The following is a 20,939-nucleotide window of genomic DNA, read 5'->3' on the forward strand; positions in this document are numbered from 1 at the left end:
TCAAGCATACGAGAGTTTCAATCGCGTCCGTCGCGCACGAACCAGTATCGGGCGGTGGTGTCGCGCCAGCAACTCCCGCGCAAGGCGGTGCTGTCCCACGTCCATGCGCCACAGGCTGGCGTGCCCCGGACGGCGATGCCGTGCTGGGTATAGCGCTGCATCACGCCAGGAGACGGGTGCCCGTACGCATTGCGGCGGCCGACCTGCACCACGGCTTCGCGGGGCTGCACGGCCTTCAACAGGGCCTCGCCCGACGAGCCCGCGCTGCCATGATGCGGCACCACCAGCACGGTGCTGCTCAGTGCGTTGGCGCCATGTCGCGCCACCAGGGCGCGCTCCTCGGCGTGGCCAATGTCACCGGTGAGCAGCAGCGAGGCGGCGGCCGGGCCCGCGCCCGCCGGGACACTGACCTTCAGCACGCACGAGTGTGCGTTGCCGTCGCCGCGCCGGCCATCAAAACGATCAGGTCGCGGCGCGAACGGGTGCAGCACCTCGAAACGGACGCCGTCCCAGGTCCACACCTGGCCCGCTTCACACGGTCTCGCCTCGGGACGTGGACCGGATGCCTCCCGCGAGGGTGTCAGCAGCGGGTGGCCTGCGGGCAGGCTGTGGTGCAAGGTCATCACCGGCACCCCGCCGAGCACGGCACGCGCACCACCGGCATGGTCCGCGTCCTCGTGGCTGAGCATCAGCGTGTCGAGCTGCGCCACACCGAGCGCCCGCAGCAAGGGCAGCACCACCCGCTCGCCCGCATCGTGCTCGCGGCCCATGGCAGGGCCGGCGTCGAACAACAAGGCGTGGCGCGCTGTGCGCACCAGCACCGCACTGCCCTGCCCCACGTCGGCGGCCACCACCTGGAAGCCGTGCGCCGGCGGCGGCAGCACCCGCCACGCCGGTGGCAACCACGCCAGCGGCAACAGCAAGGGGCCGAGCAGCAGCTTCAGCCGCCAGGGCCACGGCCGCAGGCACAGCATGCCTGCGGCCACCATGCCAACCGTGAGCCCCAGCGGCATCTCGGGCGACGACCAGGTGGCATGGGGCACCTCGGCGAGCCAACCCAGAACCGAGCGCATCCCGTCCACCCCGTGCGCCGCCAGCACCCAGACCGGCGACCACACGACGCCGAGCAGGGCCATCGGCGTGATCAGCAAGGTGAACACCGGGATGGCCACCAGGTTCGCCACCAGACCGATCAGCGAAAACTGCTGAAAGCACGCCAGGGTGACCGGCGCCAGCGACAAGGTCACGAGCACCTGCACGCGAAGCAGTTCGCGGCCCTGCGCCCACAGTGCCTGAGCACGGCGCCGTGATGGCCTGGCCGGCCGGGCATCGGGTCCGTTCGGCGGCGAGCCAGCCTCCTTGTCGGGCTCCGGTTCCCGGCCCGGTTGGCGGGCAGAGCCATCGTTCATCAACACGGCCACCGCCACGAACGACAGCCAGAACCCAGCCTGGCGCCACGCCCAGGGCTCGAACGCCAGCACGCCGGCCGCGGCCCACAGGCACACCAGGGGCCACGGCCAGCGGCGCGCCCCGCTGCGCAACAGGGAGACGATCAGCAGCATCCACACGGTGCGCTGCGCGGGCAGCCCCCAGCCGGCCAGCACGGCATAGCCGGCAGCGCCCGCCACCCCCACCCAGCGGGCCACCTCGGGTGCAGGCCACCGCAACGCCAGGGCAGGCACGCGGCCCCACAGCCGGCGAACCAGCCAGGCCACCAACCAGCCACATATCACGACGTGCGTGCCACTGATGGCCACCACGTGCGCCACGCCCGTCTGGCGGAAAATGGCCCAGTCATCCCGCTCGATGGCAGATTGGTCCCCCACCGCCAGCCCGGCGAGCACCCCCGCGCTGGCCGGGTTGTCCACCGCCTGCGCGATGGCCTCGCGCACCGCATGGCGGGCGCGCTCCACCCATCCAGCCGACCACCCTTCGGCCGCCGCCATGCGAACGGGCGCCTCCGGCCTGGCCCGCACCGACGCCACGGCCCTCACACCGCGCGCGAACGGGCCCAGCTCCGCATCGTGGCCGCCCGGGTTGGCCAGACCGTCCGGCGCACGCACCCGGGCTCGCAGTTGCCAGACCTCGCCGGAACGCAATGCGGTCATGGCCAGACCCTCGGGCACCTGCAGCTGAAGCCGCTGAAACGGCCGCTTTCGCGCGGGCCGTGCACCGGGGCACCCCTGTTCCTCGGCGCCCAGCAGGATGGCATCCACGCGCACACCCCAGGCCGTGCGGGCCGGCAAACCGTCGATCTGCACGCACAGCGACACCTCACGCCCCTGCCAGCCGGACGGCACGGCTTCCGCCAGCCGCGCTGTGGCCCGCATCCCGGTGAGACCCCAGCCCAGCAACAAGGCGGCCGCCACACACGCGGCCCCCCGCCCCAGCCAGTACGGCGGACGCCGCGTTGCCCAGACGGCGAAGGCCATCAGCCCCACCGCCACAGCCATGGCCAGCGCGTGCACGGCAGGCGACGACACGGTGCGCTGCGCCAGCTGGATCGCCGTGCCGGCCACCCACGCGAGCGGACACAGCCACGCCAGCGACCAGCCCATCGACGCATCCACCCTGAATTCAGCCAGTCCCACGCTGCGACACCGTGATGCGGGCAACGACGTCGGGCAACGAGGCAGCACAACAGGAGGGGCGACGGGCATGGACTGATTCAGAGCTGAGCCCGTCAGCATGGCGCCGCTGCAACGGCTTGCCCACCCCCGCACGGGGCCCCTCTGAGGGTGACTTGACCGTCGCACCATGCCCCCGGCGGCAGGATAGAACGCCCTCATGTACCATCCCCGCCAAACGACGCGCCGCACTCGCGCGCCGGCCTCTCCTCTTCTCGTCGCCCTCGCCATCATGAGCATCGCCCAACGCCTTGAAGCCCTCGGCATCACCCTGCCGCCCGTGTCCATCCCCGCTGCGGCCTACGTGCCCTTCGTGCGCAGTGGCAACATGGTCTACCTGTCGGGTCACATCGCCCGCAAGGACGGCCAGGTGTGGGTCGGGCAGCTTGGCAAGAACCTGACCACCGAGGAAGGCAAGGCCGCCGCCCGTGCCGTCGCCATCGACCTGCTCGGCACGCTGAACGCCGCAGCCGGGGGGCTGGACAAGGTCGTGCGCATCGTGAAGGCCACGAGCCTGGTCAACAGCACGCCGGAGTTCACCGAGCACCACCTGGTCACCAACGGCTTCTCCGAACTGATCGGCGAGGTCTTCGGCGAAGCGGGCAAGCACGCCCGCAGCGCCTTCGGGGTGGCACAGGTCCCGCTGGGTGCCTGCGTCGAGATCGAGCTGATCGCCGAGGTGGCCTGAGGCCATGGCGCTGATCGCTCTGCCCTCCCGCCCCCTGCTGGCCGGCCTGGGCGCCGCGTGCGCGTTGTCCGTCGGATTTGCCCTCTACGCGCAGCACCAGTGGGGCATGGAGCCCTGCCCCTGGTGCATCCTGCAGCGCATCCTGTTCGTCGCGGTGGCGGTGTTGAGCCTGGTCGGCGCAGCGCTCCCGGCCGGCTGGCCACGCCGTGCGCCGGCGCTGGGGGGCGTGCTGCTGTCCGCATCCGGCATGGCGGCCGCACTGTGGCAACACTTCGTCGCCGCCCGCACCAACTCGTGCGCCCTCACCCTGGCCGACAAAATCATCAGCGGGCTGGGCCTCGACACCCGCTGGCCCGAGGTCTTCGAAGTGCGCGCATCGTGTGCCGACGCCGCGGTGAACCTGATTGGCGTGCCCTTCGAGTTCTGGAGCCTGGCGCTGTTCGCCATCGCCGGTCTGGTGCTGCTGACGGTGGCCGTCACGCCTGCACGCCGTGCTTGATCAGGATCCTGCCTTCCCCACCGCGCTCGTCGATTTCCCCCTGCCCGACGGCCCGGGCCGTGCGCGCTGGCGCTTCGACCGCCCGACACAATGGCTGGTGGCCCATGACCCCAGCCAGGTCGCCAGCCTGCTGGACGCGGCGCACGCGCTCGCCCAGGCCGGGCAATGGTGCGTGGGTTGGGTGGCCTACGAGGCCGCACCCGGCCTGAACCCGCACCTGCCGGTCAAGGCCCTGCCCCCCGGGCAACCCTACGCCATCTGGGCCGTCTTCGACAAAGCCGAAGCCTGGGATGGCAGCCCGCTGGCCGCACCCGAGCCCCCCTGGTCTGCCAGCGAATGGGCCGCCGAACTGGACGAAGCCGCCGTACTGGGCCGCGTCGAAACCATTCGCGAGTTGATCCGCGCGGGCGAGGTCTACCAGATCAACCTCACCGCCCGCCTGCGCAGCCCCTTTGAAGGCGGCTCCGAAGGCATGTGGCCGTACTTTCGCGCGCTGCAGCGCAGCCAGCCCGAGGGCTACACGCTGATGCTGGACGCGCGGGCGGCCTGCCGTGCGCCGGGCGCCGTGCTGAGCGTCTCGCCCGAATTGTTCTTCGACTGGGACGGCGAGACCCTGGTGACCCGGCCGATGAAGGGCACGGCCGCGCGGCAGCCCGAGGCGCAGGCCGATGCACGCGCCGCCGACAACCTGCGCAGCAGCGACAAGGAACGCGCCGAGAACCTGATGATCGTCGACCTGCTGCGCAACGACCTGTCGCGCGTGGCCGAGGTCGGGTCGGTGCGCGTGCCCTCGCTGTTCGACCTGCACGCCCTGCCAACGGTCTGGCAGATGACGTCCACCGTCACCGCGCGCAGCCGGGCGGGCCTTCGCCTGAGCGAAGCGTTTGCGGCCCTGTTCCCGTGCGGCTCGGTCACCGGGGCCCCCAAGCGGCAGGCCATGCACCACATTGCCCGGCTCGAGCGCAGTGCCCGCGGCGTGTACTGTGGTGCCGTTGGCCTGATGCAGCCCGGCGGGCGGGTCACGTTCAATGTGCCCATCCGCACCGTGTGCCTGCACACGCCCCCACCGCCCGCGCCCTGGCGTGCCGAGTGCGGCATCGGCAGCGGCATCACGCTGGACGCCACCGGCCCCGGCGAGGTGCTTGAATGGCAGGCCAAACGTGGCTTTCTGTACCGCGCGGCACAGCCCTTCCAGCTGATCGAATCCCTGCGTCTCGAGGACGGACGACTGTGTCGGGTGGACCGCCACCTTGCGCGCCTGGCGGGCAGTGCCACGCATTTCGGCTGGCCTGCGCTGACCCCGGCGCAACGCCATGATCTGGATCACGCCCTGCGCCAGATTGCGCTTGCCCACCCCACTGGTGTGCACAAGGTCAGGCTGCTGCTGGGCCCCGACGGCCGCTTCAGCGTGGAAGCGGCTGCCCTTTCCGGTCCGGGCACACCCGGCGTCGAACCGGCATCCGTGCGCGTGGCGCTGGCCCGCACACCCATGCCCCCGGCGGACGACTTCATCCGTCACAAGACCACCCGACGCCAGGCCTACGCCGGCTTTGTGCCGCCGCCCGGTTGCTTCGACACCCTGCTGCACAACGAGGCGGGCCTGCTCACCGAATTCACGATCGGCAACCTCGCCCTGAAGCTGGGCGGAACCTGGTGCACCCCGCCGCTCGAGGCAGGCCTGCTGCCCGGCGTGATGCGCGCTGCGGCACTGGCCAGCGGCGAACTGCAGGAGCACCCGCTCCACCGCACCGACCTGCTGAAAGCAGGCGACGCAGCATTGCTCAACAGCGTGCGCGGGTGGGTTCCCGTCGACCTGACGGACCTCCAGCAGCAAGCCCGCCTGGCCGGCTGGGCTGCGCCAGCCTGACGCGAAAAGTCCCCCGCCGTGCCAAAAGCGCTGTACACGGGCGGGCATTCTTCACACAATAAATACCGATTGGTCACTTTATGACTTATCAGTAAATCCACCCTTCTCAGGAGCCCTTCATGCGTCACGCCCTCCGCTCGATCACGGTCCGCCTCGGTCTCGCCACCCTGCTGGCCGCCGCCGCTGTCGCGCCCGCCTCGGCGTCCACCTCCGTGCTGCAGCGCTACTTGCAATGCAAGCACACCACGTTGACGGAGTTCCCCGGCACCATCGTGGATGCGGCCGTCGCCACGCCCGAACTCAGCACGCTGGTCAACCTGGTTCAGGCCGCCAACCTCGTGGGCCCGCTGAGCGGCAAGGGCCCGCTGACGGTGTTCGCACCCACCAACGCCGCCTTCGGCAAGGTGCCGCCGGCGCTGCTCAACCTGATCGGCAGCGATGTCGGCCTCCTCACCAGCGTGCTGACCTACCACGTCACCCCGGGCACCGCAGACCCGCGCCGCAGCCTGCTGTCTAGCCAGGTCACCACGCTGCAGGGTCAGAGCCTGTTCCTGGTCTACGACGGCAACGGCGCCTCGGTGAACCAGTCGGTGGCGGCCTGCAAGGGCGTCAAGACCACGAACGGCACGGTGTGGATCATCGACAGCGTGCTGCTGCCCCAGTTCCGCTGACACCATCCGGCCAGGGCAGCATGACCCGCATCACACCGGGTTCACGCTTCCCTGGCAGACTTCGGGTCCTCGAATTGAAGGACCCACTCCATGCGACTGCTCCACACCATGCTGCGCGTCGGCGATCTGCAGCGATCGATCGACTTCTACACCCAGGCCCTGGGCATGACGCTGCTGCGGACCACCGATCGGCCTGAACAGCAGTACACGCTGGCCTTCCTGGGCTACGGGCGCAACCCCGAGCACGCCGAGATCGAGCTGACTTACAACTACGGCGTGAGCCAGTACGAACTGGGCACAGCCTATGGCCACATCGCCATCGGTGTGGACAACGCCGCCGCGGTCTGCGACGCTGTGCGCGCCAAGACGGCCACGCTGGGTGGCGCGGTCACGCGCGAAGCGGGCCCCATCAAGGGCGGCACCACCGTGATCGCGTTCATCACCGATCCCGATGGCTACAAGGTAGAGCTCATCGAGCGCCCCGAGGCGGCCAACGAGCTCAACGCCTGAGCCAGGCCCCTTTCACGGCAGGCGGAAGTTGCCGACCGCGTGGGCCAGCGCCTCGGCCTGGTGCTTGAGGGCCCGGGCGGCCGCCGCGGTCTGCTCCACCAGCGCTGCGTTCTCCTGCGTGACGCGGTCCAGGTCCTGAACCGCGCGCCCGACCTGCGCCACGCCCGCGCTCTGCTCGCGTGAGGCGGTCGCGATGTCGGACAGCAAGCCGTTCATGCGCTGGGCGTTGGCCACGATGTCGGCCATGGTCGTGCCCGCGCCCTGTACCACGGTCGCGCCACTGGTGACGCGGGTGACGCTGTCCTGAATCAACTGCTTGATCTCGTGAGCTGCCGTCGCGCTGCGCCGGGCCAATGCGCGCACCTCGCCGGCCACCACCGCAAAGCCGCGCCCCTGCTCGCCGGCCCTCGCGGCCTCCACCGCGGCATTCAGCGCCAGGATGTTGGTTTGGAAGGCGATCCCGTCGATCACGCCGATGATGTCGCCGATGCGAGACGAAGACTGATGGATTTCGCTCATCGTGTGCACGACGCGTTCGATCTCGGCCCCGCCGCGGGTGGCCACATCGGCATTGCCCGAGGCCATCTCGGCAGCCGTCATCGCATGGGCCGCGGTCTGCTGCACCGTGGCGGCCATCTGCTCCATCGACGAAGCCGACTCTTCCAGGTTGGCGGCCGTGCGCTCCGTGCGGGTGGACAGGTCCAGCGAGCCAGCCGCGATCTCGGAGCTCGATTCCACGATGACCTGGGCCGCTGCGCGCACCTCGCTGACGAGGCCACGCATCGCGCGCTGCATGTCGGCCATGGTGTTCATCAAGGCCGCCGCCTCGTCCTTGCCCCATGGGCGCGGTGAGGTGGTCAGGTCACCGCGCGTCATGGCAACCAGGTGGTGACGGACCTCGTCCATGCCGCCCCGCGTGACGCGGTAGAAGCAATACAGCAGGTAGGCCGCCAGCACGACGCACACGGTGGTCAGCACACTGACCGCCCACACCCCGCGCTGAAGATCGCGCTCGCGCTCCGCCAGCAGGCCATCGAGCGCGGGCAGCCCCGCATGGAACAACCGAAAGCCCGCCTGGACAGCGGCGTTGCCTGCCCGATTCACCCCGTTCACATCCGGCGGCAGCGGCTTGCCCGCCACCCGATCGACGGCGAGTGCAACCAGCGAAGCAACCGGCTCTCGGAGGGCCTCCACGGGCAAGGCGGCGCTGGCCTGCGCTTCGCTGGACTTGCGCAGCGAGGTTTCGATCTGCGCCATGCGACGCAGCAGGGTCTGCGCGTCGCGGTCCATCTCGGCCACCGCTTCGGGCTGGGCCCCGCCCCGCTTGACGGCCGTCACGAGCCGCCCGCGCAGGCGCCCCGCCGTGGCGGCCAGATCCGGTGCGGCAATCATCACCGCGTCCATCATGTAATAGCTCGCGATCTCCGGGTCGAGCGCCAGATTCGACTGGTCCACCACCGCATCCAGCATCGCGAACTGCTGCTGCAGGGCCAGGTTGAAGGCTTCGAAGATCGCCTCTGCATCGGACAGCGGCATCGCTTCAGCACGGGTCAGCGCATCGGTCAGGGGCTTCCAGCGTGATGTCACGCCCAGCAAGGCGCCATGCGCCGCGTGCTGGGCCGACAAGGCCTCCAGCGCCTTGCGTACCGCCATCCGGGCGGGTTCCAGGGCGGCGGCTGACTCACCCCGCGCAGCGGCGCGCGCCTGCTGTCGCAACGTCGTGGTCGACTCCACCAATGTCAGCAAAGGACCCGCGTACGCCACGCCCGCCCGCTCGGCTTCCACAAACCGCAGATCCAGATGGTGCGACCACTGGTAGGAAGCGCCCAGCACCACCAGCGGCACCAGGAAGGCCGCCGAAATGATCAGCGCCTTGGCCCGGAAACCGAGGCTGCGGAACAGCCTGACGCCGGGCGCCCAGATGCCGTGGTACTGGAAGAATCCGCGCACGGGGTGCGCGCGTGGCGTGCGAACCTCGGTGGCATCCTGAACGCGGTCGCGCGACCAGGGCACCGGGGCATGGGGGGACATCGTGCTCATCAGGGCTCCTTGGGAAAACCTTCCTGCCGGATGAGGCGGAGCCAGCCTCGATCGGGGTTGCTGTGACGGAATGCCGACATTCCATCACTGCCCGGGTTCTTCCCAAATCCTGAAAAAGCCGTGCTTTTTACCGGACTAATGTGCACCTTGAACGTGCACGCCGGCAAGGTGCATCAATACCGTGCGGCCGGGATGCGGGGCGTGTCCACCCGCACGTCGCCGCACTGGGCACGGTGGCGCAGCGCGTGATCGATCAGAACCAGGGCCAGCATCGCTTCGGCAATCGGCGTGGCACGGATGCCCACGCACGGGTCATGGCGCCCGAAGGTCTCCACCGTGGCAGCCTGCCCCGCCAGATCGATCGACTGGCGCGGCGTGCGGATCGAGCTGGTTGGCTTGATGGCGATGGCCACGCGGAGATCCTGGCCGGTCGAAATGCCACCCAGCACGCCGCCGGCGTGGTTCGAGCCGAAGCCCTCGGCGTACAGCTCGTCGCCATGCACCGAACCGCGCTGGCTGACGCTCTCGAATCCCGCACCGATCTCGACACCCTTGACCGCATTGATGCCCATCATCGCGTAGGCAATGTCGGCATCGAGCTTGTCGAACAACGGCTCGCCCAGGCCCACCGGCATGCCGGACGCCTCGACGATCAGCTTCGCGCCGCAGGAATCGCCTGCCTTGCGCAGTTCGTCCATGTAGGCCTCGAGCTGCTCGATCTGGCTCGCGTTGGCCGCAAAGAACGGGTTGTTCGGCACGTGCGCCCAGTCCTCGAACGCGATCGGCAGCTCTCCCAGCTGCGTCATGCAGCCGCGGATCTCGGTGCCGAACTGCTCGCGCAGCCACTTCTTGGCCACCGCCCCCGCCGCCACCATCGGGGCCGTCAGCCGGGCCGACGAGCGACCGCCGCCGCGCGGATCGCGGATGCCGTACTTGTGCCAGTAGGTGTAGTCGGCGTGACCGGGGCGGAAGGTCTGCAGGATGTTGCCGTAGTCCTTGCTGCGCTGGTCGGTGTTGCGGATCAGCAGCGCAATCGGGGCGCCCGTGGTGCGCCCTTCGTAGACGCCACTGAGGATCTCGACGGCATCGGGCTCATTGCGCTGCGTGACATGGCGCGAGGTCCCAGGGCGACGGCGGTCGAGGTCGGGCTGGATGTCCGCTTCGGACAGAGCCATCCCCGGCGGGCAGCCGTCGATGACGCAACCGATGGCCGGGCCATGCGATTCGCCGAAGTTCGTGACCGTGAACAAGAGACCGAAGGTGCTGCCAGCCATTGCGCCAACCAGAGTGAGGAAACCGGAAAACCTGCATTGTCGCCGATCGCATGGCGACACGCGCAAACGCGAACGCCCGGCGCGGGCCGGGCGTGAGGCGGAAAACGGCGCGCCCGCCGCTTCAACGCGGGCGGATCAGAGCAGCGCCGGGCGCTCTGCCGCGCCCTCTTCTTCCACCGGCCAGTCGCGGATGTAGGCCTTGAGCATGCGGTTCTCGAAGTCCTGCCCGTCCACCACGGCCTTGGCCACGTCGTAGAACGAGATCACACCCATCAGGGTCTTCTGTGTCATCACGGGCATGTAGCGAGCATGGCGGTTCAGCATCATGCGGCGCACCTCGTCGATCTCGGTGTCCGGCGTGCAGGTCAGCGGATGGTCGTCCATCACCGAGCGCACCAGCAGCGTGCCGAAGCTCCCGCCATTGCGGACGGTGCCCTGGATCACCTCACGGAAGGTCAACATGCCGACCAGATCCCCGTGCTCCATCACCACCAGCGAACCGATATCACGTTCTGCCATCGTGGAGGCGGCTTCACTCAGAGGTTGATCCGGCTGCACGGTGAACAGGGTGCTGCCCTTGACGCGCAGGATGTCGCTGACTTTCATGGGGGCCTCTCCTTGGAGCAGGTTGAACAAAGCGGGGCCAGACCCCTGATGTCGTTGAATATAGCCGCTTGGCCCAGGGTGGCCAAGGGGGTTTCACGGTAACGCCACGGTCATCGGATGTGCTGGGATCAGGCCGGCAGCGCGTCAGCCACCATGATGGCGTCGAGCCGGGCCGCATGCCAGAACCCGATCGTGAACCCATCGGGCCGCAGCAGCAAGGCGCCCAGCAAGGGGTTCAGCGGCGTCGTGGTCGGGTCGCACAGCAGGGTGTAGCGTCCCCCCGTGTCGTCCTCGTCGGCCAGCCGGCCTACCCAGTCCAGCGTCACCAGCAGATCCAGCACGGGTTCGGTCTGGAGCGGGTCGGTCCGCAATTGCTCTGCCACGGCCTCGGCCGTCAGCCCACGGGCCTGGGTGCATCGCGCGGCCCGCAGCGCGGCCAGCACGGCCAGGGCCAGGGCGAACCGCTGCCCTGGCGTGTCGGGCCACCGCTTGGCCTGAGAGAGCAGACTGGGCATGTAGGCCGCCACCACCGCCCCCATCAGCACGATGAGCCAGCTGAGGTAGATCCAGATCAGGAAGATGGGCATGGCCGCGAATGCGCCATAGACCGTCGAATACACCGGCACCTGCGCGAGGTAGAAGGCCAGCGCCTTTTGCGCCAACTCGAGACCCACGGAGGCAAAGAGCGCGCCGCTCCAGGCATGGGACCAGCGCACGAAGGTATTCGGCACGAAGCGGTACAGCGCGGCAAAGCCAGCGGTCTGCAGCAGGAAGACGATGCCCGTCAGCATCAGGCTCAGGCCGCCCGGCAGGTCAGCCACCAGCCCGCGAGACGCCGACAGCACGTAGGAGGTCACGGACAGGCTGACGGCGGCCACCAGCGGCCCGAGCGTCAGCGCCGCCCAGTACACCAGCACCCGCTGCGCGATGGGCCGGGGGCGCCGCACACGCCAGATGCCGTTGAGCGTGTGGTCGATGGTCAGCATCAGCGCCATCGCCGTGAAGCCCAGCGCCACCAGGCCCAGGCCCCCGAGCTGGCTCGCCTTGGCCGCGAACTTGGTCAGCGTCAGCAACACCGGTTTGGCGATCATGTCGGGCACCAGCCCGGCCAGCACCTGCTGCTCCAGCACCTTGCGGAACCGCGCAAACACCGGAAACGCGCTGAACAGGGCCAGCATCACCGTGAACAAGGGCACCAGCGCGATCGTGGTCGTGAAGGTCAGGCTGCCGGCGGTGAGCCCCAGGCGATCCTCGCGAAACCGGTGGCGCAGGGTCTCGTAGGTCTGCCCCCAGGGCCACTGGATCAGCATCTGTACAAACCGGCGCCAGCGCGACAGGCTGGCCCGCCGGGCGGTCCGCAACACATTCATCTGGCTATGATGCCAGCCTCACGCCCCTCCCACGCTGAAAGAGCCCCGCAGTGTCCGTTCCCGATCCCCTCAACGAGCCGGTTCTCGGCCAGCACCCGCCCGAACGCCAGCGGCAGATCGAGGCGCTGCGTCGCGTCAACCTCGCCGCGCTGCTGGGTCTCATCGCACTTGGCGTGGCGTGGGAGTTGTGGCTTGCACCGCTGCAGGGCGGCAGCGGCGGCGCGCTGGCCTTGAAGGTGGTGCCGCTCACGTTCGGCATCGCCGGCCTGCTCAAGCACCGGCTCTACACCTGCCGCTGGCTGTCGTTGCTGGTGTGGCTCTACTTCACCGAGGGCGTGGTGCGTGCTGCGGGCGACACGGGCTTGTCGCAGCAACTGGCTTTTGTTGAAGTGGCCCTCAGCGTGGTGCTGTTCATCGGCTGCGCGGCTTACGTGCGCCTGCGTCTGCGCGTGCTGCCCCCGAAGGAAAAGGGCGCCCGCCGCAGCGCCGCCGACTGACCATGCCCGACACGTCTGACGCCCTGGTTGCCGCGCTGCGTCAAGCGCTGGGCGCAACGGCCGTCCTTACCTCAGAGGCGCAAGCGGACGAACACGCGCGTTATCTGAGCGACTGGCGGCAGCGCTACCACGGTCGCGCCCGGGCCATCGCCCGCCCAGCCAGCACCGAAGAGGTGGCCACGGTCGTCCGCCTGTGTGCGCAGCACGGCGTCACCATCGTGCCCCAGGGGGGCAACACCGGGCTGGTGGGCGGCGGCGTGCCCGACGCATCGGGTCTGCAGGTGGTGCTTTCGCTGAGCCGCTTGAACCGCGTGCTGGCGGTCGACGCCGCCAACCTGTCGATGACGGTTCAGGCCGGCTGCACCCTCGCGCAGGTCCAGGACGCTGCAGCGGCCGCCGGGCTTCTGTTTCCGCTCAGTCTGGCCTCTGAAGGCACCTGCACCATTGGCGGCAACCTCGCCACCAATGCCGGCGGCACCCAGGTGCTGCGTTACGGCACGGCACGCGAGCTGTGCCTGGGCCTCGAGGTGGTGACAGCACACGGCGAGGTGCTCGACGCCCTCAGCAGCCTGCGCAAGAACAACACCGGCTACGCCCTGCGTGACCTCTTCATCGGCAGCGAAGGCACGCTCGGCATCATCACGGCGGCCAGCCTGCGGCTGCATCCGCGCCCGAAGGGCCTGTGCACGGCCCTGGTGGCCTGCGCCGACATGGGCGCGGCGGTGACGTTGCTGCAGGCCGCACGCCGCGACTTGGATGCGGGGCTCACCGCATTCGAGGTCATGGAAGCGCTGCCGCTGTCGCTGGTGGCACGACACCTGCCCGACGCCGCTCACCCTATTGCGCCGTTCAACGCGGACCCCACAAGCGTGCCGCCACCGTGGCTCGTGTTGATGGAACACACCAGCAGTGTGTCGGACACCCACGCCGCAGAAAGCCTGCAGGGCTGGCTCGACGAGGTGCTCACGACCGGCCTGGCGCAGAACGCCGCGCTGGCGCACAACGAGCACCAACGCAGGGCCATGTGGGGCCTGCGTGAGAGCATCCCGCTCGCCGAAAAGACAGAAGGCCTGATGGTCAAGCACGACATCGGCATGCCCACCTCGGCCGTACCGGCCTTCGTCGAAGAGGCCGGCCGGGCCATCGCACAACGCTGGCCGGACGCGCGGGTCGTCTGCTTCGGCCACCTGGGCGACGGCAACCTGCACTACAACGTGCAGCCGCCTGCCTTGGCGCGCAGCGGCCCTGCCCTCGCGATCTTTGAGGGCGAGGTCAACGCCCTGGTGTTCGGGCTGGTGATGGCGCGGGGCGGCACACTGTCGGCCGAACACGGCATCGGCGCGCTTCGCCGTGATGAACTGGCACGCCGCGCCGACCCAGTGGCGCTCGCCACCATGAAGGCCCTCAAGCAAACCCTCGACCCGACCGGTCTTCTGAATCCCGGCCGGGTGATCTGAGGGCCTGCAGCAGGCCCGGAGGCTCAGGCGCGACGAAGTGCGCGCACCGCGCCGATCACACCAAGACCCGCCAGCATCAAGGCAACCGATTCGGGCTCCGGCACCGCAGAAACCGTCAGCGAGAACTGCTGCCCCACCTTCAGGCCGTTGAGCTGAAGCGTCCAGTCGGCGGTGCCGGCATTGCCGAACACGTCACCGATCTCAAGACCATAGCCTTCGCCGGGCTGGGCCAGTGTGATCTGCGCGATGCCGCCCGCGCGCGACAGCACCGAGCCCGGTGCAAATGTGGTCTGCACGGTACCGACCGAACCGAAGCTCACGCCCTTGTCCAGCGTCAGCGTCACGAGCGACCAGTTGAAGCCGCTCAGGTTGGCCAGCACGGCATCGAACTTCAGCTCGGCGGGGTCCGTCGCCTCCACCGTGAAGACCAGCGTGGCAGGACGCTGGTTGGCCAGGTTGAGGTCCAGGCTCAGCTCGCCATCGGGCGAGTAGAAGCCGGCCAGGGCATTGCCCTGGAGCGACATGCCGGTCATCGTCACCGCATGTGCGGACAGGGTCGCCGACAGCAGGGCCGCCGACAGGAAAGCGTGCTTGATCATGTGAAAACTCCGTTGATCTGTGTGATTCACTGGTTGCCACGTGCCCAGGGGCCCGTGATGGCGAAGGTGATGCCCGGCGTCTGGATGTTGACGAACAGCACGCGGCCGCTCGGATCCCAGCAGGCCCCACAGAACTCGCTGCCCTGGTGGTCGCCCGCATTGACGGACTTGCCCGCGGCGGCAATCTGCGCGGCCGTGAGGTTCACCGTGTTCTTCGCAAAGTAGTAGGCGTCGCCCTGCGCTGTCAGCCCGAACATGCGGGAGCCGGAGCCGTAGCTGTCCGGGCTGTTGCCGCCGTCCTCGCACAGCAGGATGCCGCCCCGCGGGCTCACGGTGATGTTGTCGGGGTTGTTGCCCACCAGCTGGCCGCTGCTGACGTAGATGGCCTTCATCTTCATCGTGGCCAGATCCAGCTCCCAGACGGCACCGTCGCCGCGACCGGGGCGGTTGCTGCTGTCCACGCCCACGCTCGTGTCCGCGATGTACATCTTGCCGGCGTGGTACCAGATGCCCTCACCGCGGCTCATTTGCAGGCAGCCCGCATTCCAGGCCTGCGCGAACGTGCCGCTGCAGCCGGTGGCCGAGGTGATGCCCGGCGGCACCAGGGACAAGGCCGCGGTCGTCGTGATGTCGGCGTCCGGGTTGGCGATCGTGACCCACTCGAGTTCCACCTCGTCGCCCATCGACGCCACGATCAGGCTGGCATTCGGGCGCCCCTTCACGCGGGCCGCCTGCAGCTCACCGCCCTGCACCAGCGAGCCCACGCCACCTGGCGTCACATGGGGCACATAGCGGTACAGCGCGGACACGTTGCGCGCGTCCTCGGTCTCGTAGACGATGCCGGACTTCGGGTCGACCGCCACGGCCTCGTGGGCAAAGCGGCCCATGCCCACGATGGGCTGGCCCGTGGTCTGCAACGGATCGGCGGTCACCTCGAAGACATAGCCGTGCTTCTTGCCGGTGGTCGACACATTGTTCGTGTTGATCTCTTCGCAACTCAGCCACGTGCCCCACGGCGTCACGCCACCAGCGCAATTGACCAGCGTGCCGCCCAGGCTGGGCGCCATGCTGACCCAGTTGCCATCACGGAAGACGAGGTTCGTGGTGCCGCCCAGTGCGGTGGCGCCGGCAATCTGGCCGTCGTCGTAGACGCCGGGCGCCTGGATGCGGCTGGCGTAGTCGCCGGTGCCGCGCTCGTGGTTGCGCACCAGCACCATCTCGGTCGAGCGACCGACCTGGCGCGTGCGGACGACGGCCATGCCGTCGTGGTTGCTGGGGCAACGCTGGCCGTTGGCCATTAGATCGCCAGTCCAGCCGAAGGACTTGTACGAGAAGCCGGACGGCAGCATGAGCAGGGGCAGACCGGTGCTCAGGTCATTCACCGGCGCGAGCGCGCCATAGGGGCCGGTGACGAGGTTGCTGAACCGGGTCGCGGCATGCGCCTGGCGCATCTGCAGCCCTTGCAGGGTGGTGAACAGGCCGGCGGCCATCAGGGCACCAGAGCCTTGCAGCATCTGGCGGCGCTTCATGTCGTGGGGTTTCATGAGGGACCTTCTGGGGAGGATGTGGGGCGAGACAAACCCGCCGCGCGGCGGGATTCCCACATCCTCGAAGGCCTCGATGACAGGCACGTGGCACTCTGCACCTGCCCGACAGTCCCCCCCTCAGGCTGGGGGTGCCGTCTCCCGACGCCCGCTCCCCCTCACTGCAGGCTGGACTTCGGCACCACCGGCCAGGGCAAGGCCATCACCTCGATGCCTTCGTCCGCGAGCGCCTCACGCTCTTCCGCCGAAGCCTGGCCACGGATGCCCCGCTCCGGCGCCTCGCCGTGATGGATACGGCGGGCCTCCTCGGCGAACCGCTCGCCGACGTCCTCCGTGCGGGCCGTCACCTCCCGCACCAGGTCGGCGTACATCGACCGCAACGCGCGCGCGACGTCCTGTGCCGTTTCAGCGTGGCGCGCACCTTCCGATGAAAGGCCGCCTCCTCCGCTCGCCGACGCAGCGGGCGCCGATACCGGGGTCACCTGCCCCTCTTCCTTCAGCCCCGACACATTGAGCCGCGGCGCCGAGGGACGCCGCACCACCTCGTGCCCCCCACAGATGGGGCAAGTCACCAGCCCGCGCGCCTGCTGGTCGGCCAGGTCATCCGCCGAGCCGAACCAGCCCTCGAAGTCGTGCCCCAGGGCACAGTGCAGATCCACCACCAGCATGGTTCAATGCCCGCTTCAGACCGTCTGCCAATCCAGCGACCAGTGTCCGGCTCGCCACTGCGCCAGCCACATCATTCCGACCATGGTCTTGGCGTCCGTGAGCTGGCCATCGCGCATCCAACCTTCCAGCTCGGCCTGGGTTGCCGCGAACACGTCCAGGAACTCGCCCTCGTCAAGTTGCCGCTCGCCCTCGGTGAGTTCGTCGGCAAACCAGATCTCGATGAACTCGTTGGCGTAGCCGATCACCGGATGCATCTGCCCGGCCCGGGCCCAGCGGCGCGCCACATAGCCGGTCTCCTCGAACAGCTCGCGTTGCGCACACACCAGGCCGCCCTCCCCCGGATCGAGCTTGCCCGCGGGGAACTCGATCATCGTGCGCGACACGGGATAGCGGTACTGCCGCTCGACGACCAGACGGCCATCGGGCAGGATCGGCACCACCATCACCGCGCCCGGATGAACGACGTATTCGCGCGTGGCCGGACGACCGTCAGGCAGCTGGATGCGGTCGCGCCGCATCGACAGAAAGCGCCCCTCGTAGACCGTTTCCGACGACACGGTGTGCTCGCGCAGGTGCGCGTCGTCGGCATGGACCACAGAGGCATCCAGGGGCAAGGTCATCGCAGTTCCTGTCGAGAGTAAGGCAGCAACCTGTCGTGCGGGCAGCACACGTGCCCGCCTGCCCACCGGTCAGTGCCGGCGCAGATAGCGCCAGACGAAACCCGGGAAGGCCAGCGTCAGGAAGACGCACAACCACACGGCCACGAACTCCCAGCGCACCGGGCTGGGCTGCCCGAGGTGCGATTCGAGCGCACGACCCACCAGCGCCACCAGCGCGGCGTACACGAGCAACTCAAGCAAGCGCCAGGCCACGGTCTTTGCCTCACGGCGGGGGCCGAACACAAACAGGCGCTCGTTCACGAAAGGCAAATTGGCCGCCACAAGGGCGGCCAGCAGCACCACAGACACCGCCCAGACGGGCACCAGGCCCGTCATGCGGCAAACTCCATGTCAATAATGCAGAGCATCGTCGGCACTCAACCAGCCAGCGACTGGGTGATGGCGCGGGCGCACAGGGCCATCAGGCCACCCGGCAGGATGCCGAGCACCAGCACGGCCAGCGCATTCACCGACAGCAGCGCGCGGGCGGCGCCGCCTTCGGCCACCGGGGTGGCGTCGGTCGGTTCGTCAAAGTACATGACCTTGATGACACGCAGGTAGTAGAACGCACCGATCAGCGACAGCACCACCGCCACGATCGAGATCTGCAGCAGCAGCGGCGAGTTCGTCGTGATCAGCGCCTGCAGCACGGCCAGCTTGGCATAGAAGCCCACCGTCGGCGGGATGCCGGCCAGCGAGAACATGAACACGGCCATGGCACCGGCCAGCACCGGGCTGCGCTTGTTCAGACCGGCCAGATCCGAGATCTGCTCGGACTCGAAGCCCGGACGAGACAGGATCATGATCAGACCGAACGTGCCCAGCGTGGTCAGCACATAGGTCAGCACGTAGAACAGCGACGAGCCGTAGCCGTTGCCAGCCGACACCGTGTTCCCCGCCACCACCGTCGGCACGAAGCCCAGCAGCATGAAGCCCAGTTGCGCAATGCCCGAGTACGCCAGAAGACGCTTCAGGTTGGTCTGCGCAATGGCCGCCAGGTTGCCGACTGTCATCGAGGCCACAGCCAGGATGAGCAGCATCTGCTGCCAGTCGGTGGCCAGGTTGATCATGCCTTCCACCAGCAGGCGGATGGTTATGGCGAACGCAGCCAGCTTCGGTGCGCCAGCCACCAGCAGCGTGACGGCCGTCGGGGCACCCTGGTAGACGTCGGGCACCCACATGTGGAATGGCACCACGCCCAGCTTGAACGCCAGACCGGCGACGATGAACACCACACCGAACACCAGCACCTGCTTGTTGGCCGTGCCGGCCAGGGTAGCCTTGTAGACTTCGCCAATGTCCAGCGAACCGGTGGCGCCGTACATCATCGACAGGCCGTACAGCAGGAAGCCCGAAGCCAGCGCGCCCAGCACGAAGTACTTCATGGCGGCCTCGGTCGACTGCGCATGGTCGCGGCGCAGGGCCACGAGCGCGTACAGCGACAGCGACATCAACTCCAGCCCCAGGTAGATGGCCAGGAAGTTGTTGCCGATGATCATGATGGAGATGCCCAGCAGCGAGAACATGCTCAGCGAGAACAGTTCTCCCTTGAGCATGTCGCGGGACGCCGCATAGGTCTGCGCGTAGACCAGCGAGCCCATCACGGCCAGGGTGGCGCAAAACGACAGGAGGTGGCCCATGGCATCGGTCACCACCATCTGCTGCATGGCATAGACGGAGGCACCCGAGTCCAGCGCCTGCAGGTGCAGGCCGGCCACGCAGGCCAGCGACAGCATCGTCAGGTAGTAGGTCGGCTTGCGTTGCGGGCAGGTGACGAACAGGTCCACGAGTGCGACCACGCAGGCCAGGGCCAGCAGGACGATCTCCGGTGTCACCGCGATCCAGTTGAGGTCAGTCATGTTGGTTCGGGCCTCAGTTCAGCTTGCTTTGAGCCACGTGCTTGAGCAGCTCCGTCACGGACACGTGCATCACGTCGGTGAAGGGCTTGGGCTGGATGCCCATCCACAGCACGGCGGCGGCCAGGACGGCCAGGATCAGGAATTCACGGGCATTGATGTCGGTGAGTTCGCGCACGTGGTCGTTGGTCACGTCACCGAAGTAGACGCGCTTGTACATCCACAGCGTGTAGGCCGCACCGAAGATCAGTGCGGTGGCTGCCAGCAGGCCGATCAGGAAGTCGTACTGCACGGCGCCCAGGATCACCATCCACTCGCCCACGAAGCCTGCGGTGCCCGGCAGACCACAGTTGGCCATCGAGAACAGCAGCGCAAAGGCAGCGAACTTCGGCATCGTGTTGACCACACCACCGTAGGACGAGATCTCACGCGAGTGCACACGGTCGTACAGCACGCCGATGCTCAGGAACATGGCGCCCGAGACAAAGCCGTGGGCGATCATCTGCACCAGGCCACCGGACATCCCCAGCTCGTTGAAGATGAAGAAGCCCAGCGTCACGAAACCCATGTGGGCGATGGACGAATAGGCCACCAGCTTCTTCATGTCCTGCTGCACCATGGCCACCAGACCGATGTAGATCACACCGACCAGCGACAGGGTGATGACGACCGGCGCGTACTCGTGCGAAGCATCGGGCACGATCGGCAGCATGAAGCGCAGGAAGCCATAGCAGCCCAGCTTCAGCATGATCGCGGCCAGCACGGCGGAACCACCAGTCGGCGCTTCAACGTGCACGTCGGGCAGCCAGGTGTGCACCGGGAACATCGGCACCTTCACGGCGAAGGCCGCGAAGAAGGCGATGAACAGCAGCGTCTGCGGCGTGGCCGCCAGCGGCAGCTTGTGCCAGTCGAGGATGCTGAACGAACCGCCCGACTTGTAGTACAGGAAGATCAGCGCGATCAGCATCAGCAGCGAGCCGAGCAGCGTGTACAGGAAGAACTTGAAGGCAGCGTACACGCGACGCGGGCCGCCCCACATGCCGATGATGATGTACATCGGGATCAGGGTCGCCTCGAAGAACACGTAGAAGAGCATGCCGTCGAGCGCCGAGAACACGCCGACCATCAGACCCGACAGGATCAGGAAGGCGCCGTAGTACTGGTGCGGACGGTCTTCAATGACTTCCCAGCCAGCCAGCACCACGATCACCGTGATGAAGGCCGTCAGGGGCACGAACCACATCGAGATGCCATCGACACCCAGGTGGTACATGACATTGAAGCGCTCGATCCAGGCTGCCTTCTCGACGAACTGCATGGCCGCCGTCGAGTTGTCGAAGCCGGTCATCAGCGGGATGGTGACCAGGAAACCGGCGATCGCGCCGATCAGGGCCACCCAGCGGGTGAAAGCGGCGTTCTCCTGGCGGCCGACGGCCAGCAGCAGGACCCCGAAGACCACCGGAACCCAGATGGCCAGAGAAAGGATGTTGGACATTGTTTGCATGG

Annotated in this window: 19 protein-coding genes; 7 read left to right on the top strand and 12 right to left on the bottom strand. The window is 68.2% G+C overall.

Features of this window, described 5'->3' with window-relative positions:
• Positions 1–17 precede the first annotated feature (17 nt).
• On the bottom strand, positions 18–2,591 hold the full coding sequence (locus tag DEH84_RS11080) for a DNA internalization-related competence protein ComEC/Rec2 (RefSeq protein WP_159098936.1): 2,574 nt from the start codon (positions 2,589–2,591) through the stop codon (positions 18–20).
• A 268-nt stretch (positions 2,592–2,859) separates the two neighbouring features.
• On the opposite strand from DEH84_RS11080, the gene DEH84_RS11085 reads away from it, so the two are divergent.
• The 5 genes from DEH84_RS11085 to gloA all read left to right on the top strand — a co-directional run bounded on the left by DEH84_RS11085 (position 2,860) and on the right by gloA (position 6,862).
• On the top strand, positions 2,860–3,315 hold the full coding sequence (locus DEH84_RS11085; protein WP_109038343.1) for a RidA family protein: 456 nt from the start codon (positions 2,860–2,862) through the stop codon (positions 3,313–3,315).
• A 4-nt stretch (positions 3,316–3,319) separates the two neighbouring features.
• Positions 3,320–3,814 carry a disulfide bond formation protein B gene (locus tag DEH84_RS11090; RefSeq protein ID WP_170119675.1) on the top strand — a complete coding sequence of 165 codons (495 nt, stop codon included), beginning with the start codon at positions 3,320–3,322 and terminating at the stop codon, positions 3,812–3,814.
• Positions 3,807–5,681: a chorismate-binding protein gene (locus DEH84_RS11095; RefSeq protein WP_109036907.1), complete on the top strand. Its 1,875-nt coding sequence runs from the start codon at positions 3,807–3,809 to the stop codon at positions 5,679–5,681. Before DEH84_RS11090 ends, DEH84_RS11095 begins: the two co-directional genes overlap by 8 nt.
• 119 nt (positions 5,682–5,800) lie before the next feature.
• Positions 5,801–6,352: a fasciclin domain-containing protein gene (locus DEH84_RS11100; protein WP_109036908.1), complete on the top strand. Its 552-nt coding sequence runs from the start codon at positions 5,801–5,803 to the stop codon at positions 6,350–6,352.
• 90 nt (positions 6,353–6,442) lie between these two features.
• Positions 6,443–6,862 carry a lactoylglutathione lyase gene (gene gloA, locus DEH84_RS11105; protein ID WP_109036909.1) on the top strand — a complete coding sequence of 140 codons (420 nt, stop codon included), beginning with the start codon at positions 6,443–6,445 and terminating at the stop codon, positions 6,860–6,862.
• Positions 6,863–6,874: 12 nt separating this feature from the next.
• Here gloA and DEH84_RS11110 read toward each other — a convergent pair whose 3' ends face one another.
• From DEH84_RS11110 to DEH84_RS11125, 4 genes are all read right to left on the bottom strand, one after another.
• Complete coding sequence (locus DEH84_RS11110; protein WP_245932565.1) at positions 6,875–8,902, bottom strand: methyl-accepting chemotaxis protein; 2,028 nt, start codon at positions 8,900–8,902, stop codon at positions 6,875–6,877.
• A gap of 173 nt (positions 8,903–9,075) precedes the next feature.
• Positions 9,076–10,176, bottom strand: coding sequence for a chorismate synthase (gene aroC / locus DEH84_RS11115; RefSeq protein WP_109036910.1), 1,101 nt, complete (start codon positions 10,174–10,176; stop codon positions 9,076–9,078).
• A gap of 135 nt (positions 10,177–10,311) precedes the next feature.
• Positions 10,312–10,782: a CBS domain-containing protein gene (locus DEH84_RS11120; RefSeq protein WP_109036911.1), complete on the bottom strand. Its 471-nt coding sequence runs from the start codon at positions 10,780–10,782 to the stop codon at positions 10,312–10,314.
• A 128-nt stretch (positions 10,783–10,910) separates the two neighbouring features.
• Complete coding sequence (locus DEH84_RS11125; RefSeq protein WP_109036912.1) at positions 10,911–12,152, bottom strand: YihY family inner membrane protein; 1,242 nt, start codon at positions 12,150–12,152, stop codon at positions 10,911–10,913.
• A gap of 116 nt (positions 12,153–12,268) precedes the next feature.
• Between DEH84_RS11125 and DEH84_RS11130 the strand changes: the two genes are divergently transcribed.
• The gene (locus DEH84_RS11130; protein ID WP_245932777.1) at positions 12,269–12,649 is read left to right on the top strand and encodes a DUF2069 domain-containing protein; all 381 of its coding nucleotides are present in this window, start codon (positions 12,269–12,271) and stop codon (positions 12,647–12,649) included.
• A 2-nt stretch (positions 12,650–12,651) separates the two neighbouring features.
• A complete protein-coding gene (locus tag DEH84_RS11135; protein WP_109036914.1) occupies positions 12,652–14,106 on the top strand; it encodes an FAD-binding oxidoreductase in 1,455 nt (484 codons plus the stop codon).
• A gap of 23 nt (positions 14,107–14,129) precedes the next feature.
• Here DEH84_RS11135 and DEH84_RS11140 read toward each other — a convergent pair whose 3' ends face one another.
• The 7 genes from DEH84_RS11140 to DEH84_RS11170 all read right to left on the bottom strand — a co-directional run bounded on the left by DEH84_RS11140 (position 14,130) and on the right by DEH84_RS11170 (position 20,928).
• The gene (locus tag DEH84_RS11140; protein ID WP_109036915.1) at positions 14,130–14,705 is read right to left on the bottom strand and encodes a PEP-CTERM sorting domain-containing protein; all 576 of its coding nucleotides are present in this window, start codon (positions 14,703–14,705) and stop codon (positions 14,130–14,132) included.
• A 26-nt stretch (positions 14,706–14,731) separates the two neighbouring features.
• A complete protein-coding gene (locus DEH84_RS11145) occupies positions 14,732–16,249 on the bottom strand; it encodes a PhoX family protein (RefSeq protein WP_109036916.1) in 1,518 nt (505 codons plus the stop codon).
• Positions 16,250–16,407: 158 nt separating this feature from the next.
• Positions 16,408–16,917: a DUF1178 family protein gene (locus DEH84_RS11150; protein WP_109036917.1), complete on the bottom strand. Its 510-nt coding sequence runs from the start codon at positions 16,915–16,917 to the stop codon at positions 16,408–16,410.
• A gap of 15 nt (positions 16,918–16,932) precedes the next feature.
• Positions 16,933–17,538, bottom strand: coding sequence for an NUDIX domain-containing protein (locus DEH84_RS11155; protein WP_109036918.1), 606 nt, complete (start codon positions 17,536–17,538; stop codon positions 16,933–16,935).
• Between the two features lie 69 nt (positions 17,539–17,607).
• Positions 17,608–17,913: a DUF2818 family protein gene (locus DEH84_RS11160; RefSeq protein ID WP_109036919.1), complete on the bottom strand. Its 306-nt coding sequence runs from the start codon at positions 17,911–17,913 to the stop codon at positions 17,608–17,610.
• A gap of 41 nt (positions 17,914–17,954) precedes the next feature.
• The gene (gene nuoN / locus DEH84_RS11165; protein WP_109036920.1) at positions 17,955–19,436 is read right to left on the bottom strand and encodes an NADH-quinone oxidoreductase subunit NuoN; all 1,482 of its coding nucleotides are present in this window, start codon (positions 19,434–19,436) and stop codon (positions 17,955–17,957) included.
• A 13-nt stretch (positions 19,437–19,449) separates the two neighbouring features.
• Positions 19,450–20,928 (bottom strand): NADH-quinone oxidoreductase subunit M, encoded by a 1,479-nt coding sequence (locus DEH84_RS11170; RefSeq protein WP_109036921.1) that lies wholly within the window; start codon positions 20,926–20,928, stop codon positions 19,450–19,452.
• Positions 20,929–20,939 lie beyond the last annotated feature (11 nt).

Origin of the sequence: Aquabacterium olei (assembly GCF_003100395.1) — a bacterium.
Classification (GTDB): Bacteria; Pseudomonadota; Gammaproteobacteria; order Burkholderiales; family Burkholderiaceae_C; genus Aquabacterium; species Aquabacterium olei.

Bases quoted from the DNA above. Each gene is read 5' to 3' on its own strand.
- DEH84_RS11085 (WP_109038343.1), top strand. From the start codon at position 2,860: ATGAGCATCGCCCAACGCCTTGAAGCCCTCGGCATCACCCTGCCGCCC.
- DEH84_RS11090 (WP_170119675.1), top strand. From the start codon at position 3,320: ATGGCGCTGATCGCTCTGCCCTCCCGCCCCCTGCTGGCCGGCCTGGGC.
- DEH84_RS11100 (WP_109036908.1), top strand. From the start codon at position 5,801: ATGCGTCACGCCCTCCGCTCGATCACGGTCCGCCTCGGTCTCGCCACC.
- gloA (WP_109036909.1), top strand. From the start codon at position 6,443: ATGCGACTGCTCCACACCATGCTGCGCGTCGGCGATCTGCAGCGATCG.
- DEH84_RS11110 (WP_245932565.1), bottom strand. From the start codon at position 8,902: ATGAGCACGATGTCCCCCCATGCCCCGGTGCCCTGGTCGCGCGACCGC.
- aroC (WP_109036910.1), bottom strand. From the start codon at position 10,176: ATGGCTGGCAGCACCTTCGGTCTCTTGTTCACGGTCACGAACTTCGGC.
- DEH84_RS11120 (WP_109036911.1), bottom strand. From the start codon at position 10,782: ATGAAAGTCAGCGACATCCTGCGCGTCAAGGGCAGCACCCTGTTCACC.
- DEH84_RS11125 (WP_109036912.1), bottom strand. From the start codon at position 12,152: ATGAATGTGTTGCGGACCGCCCGGCGGGCCAGCCTGTCGCGCTGGCGC.
- DEH84_RS11135 (WP_109036914.1), top strand. From the start codon at position 12,652: ATGCCCGACACGTCTGACGCCCTGGTTGCCGCGCTGCGTCAAGCGCTG.
- DEH84_RS11140 (WP_109036915.1), bottom strand. From the start codon at position 14,705: ATGATCAAGCACGCTTTCCTGTCGGCGGCCCTGCTGTCGGCGACCCTG.
- DEH84_RS11145 (WP_109036916.1), bottom strand. From the start codon at position 16,249: ATGAAACCCCACGACATGAAGCGCCGCCAGATGCTGCAAGGCTCTGGT.
- DEH84_RS11150 (WP_109036917.1), bottom strand. From the start codon at position 16,917: ATGCTGGTGGTGGATCTGCACTGTGCCCTGGGGCACGACTTCGAGGGC.
- DEH84_RS11155 (WP_109036918.1), bottom strand. From the start codon at position 17,538: ATGACCTTGCCCCTGGATGCCTCTGTGGTCCATGCCGACGACGCGCAC.
- DEH84_RS11160 (WP_109036919.1), bottom strand. From the start codon at position 17,913: ATGACGGGCCTGGTGCCCGTCTGGGCGGTGTCTGTGGTGCTGCTGGCC.
- nuoN (WP_109036920.1), bottom strand. From the start codon at position 19,436: ATGACTGACCTCAACTGGATCGCGGTGACACCGGAGATCGTCCTGCTG.
- DEH84_RS11170 (WP_109036921.1), bottom strand. From the start codon at position 20,928: ATGTCCAACATCCTTTCTCTGGCCATCTGGGTTCCGGTGGTCTTCGGG.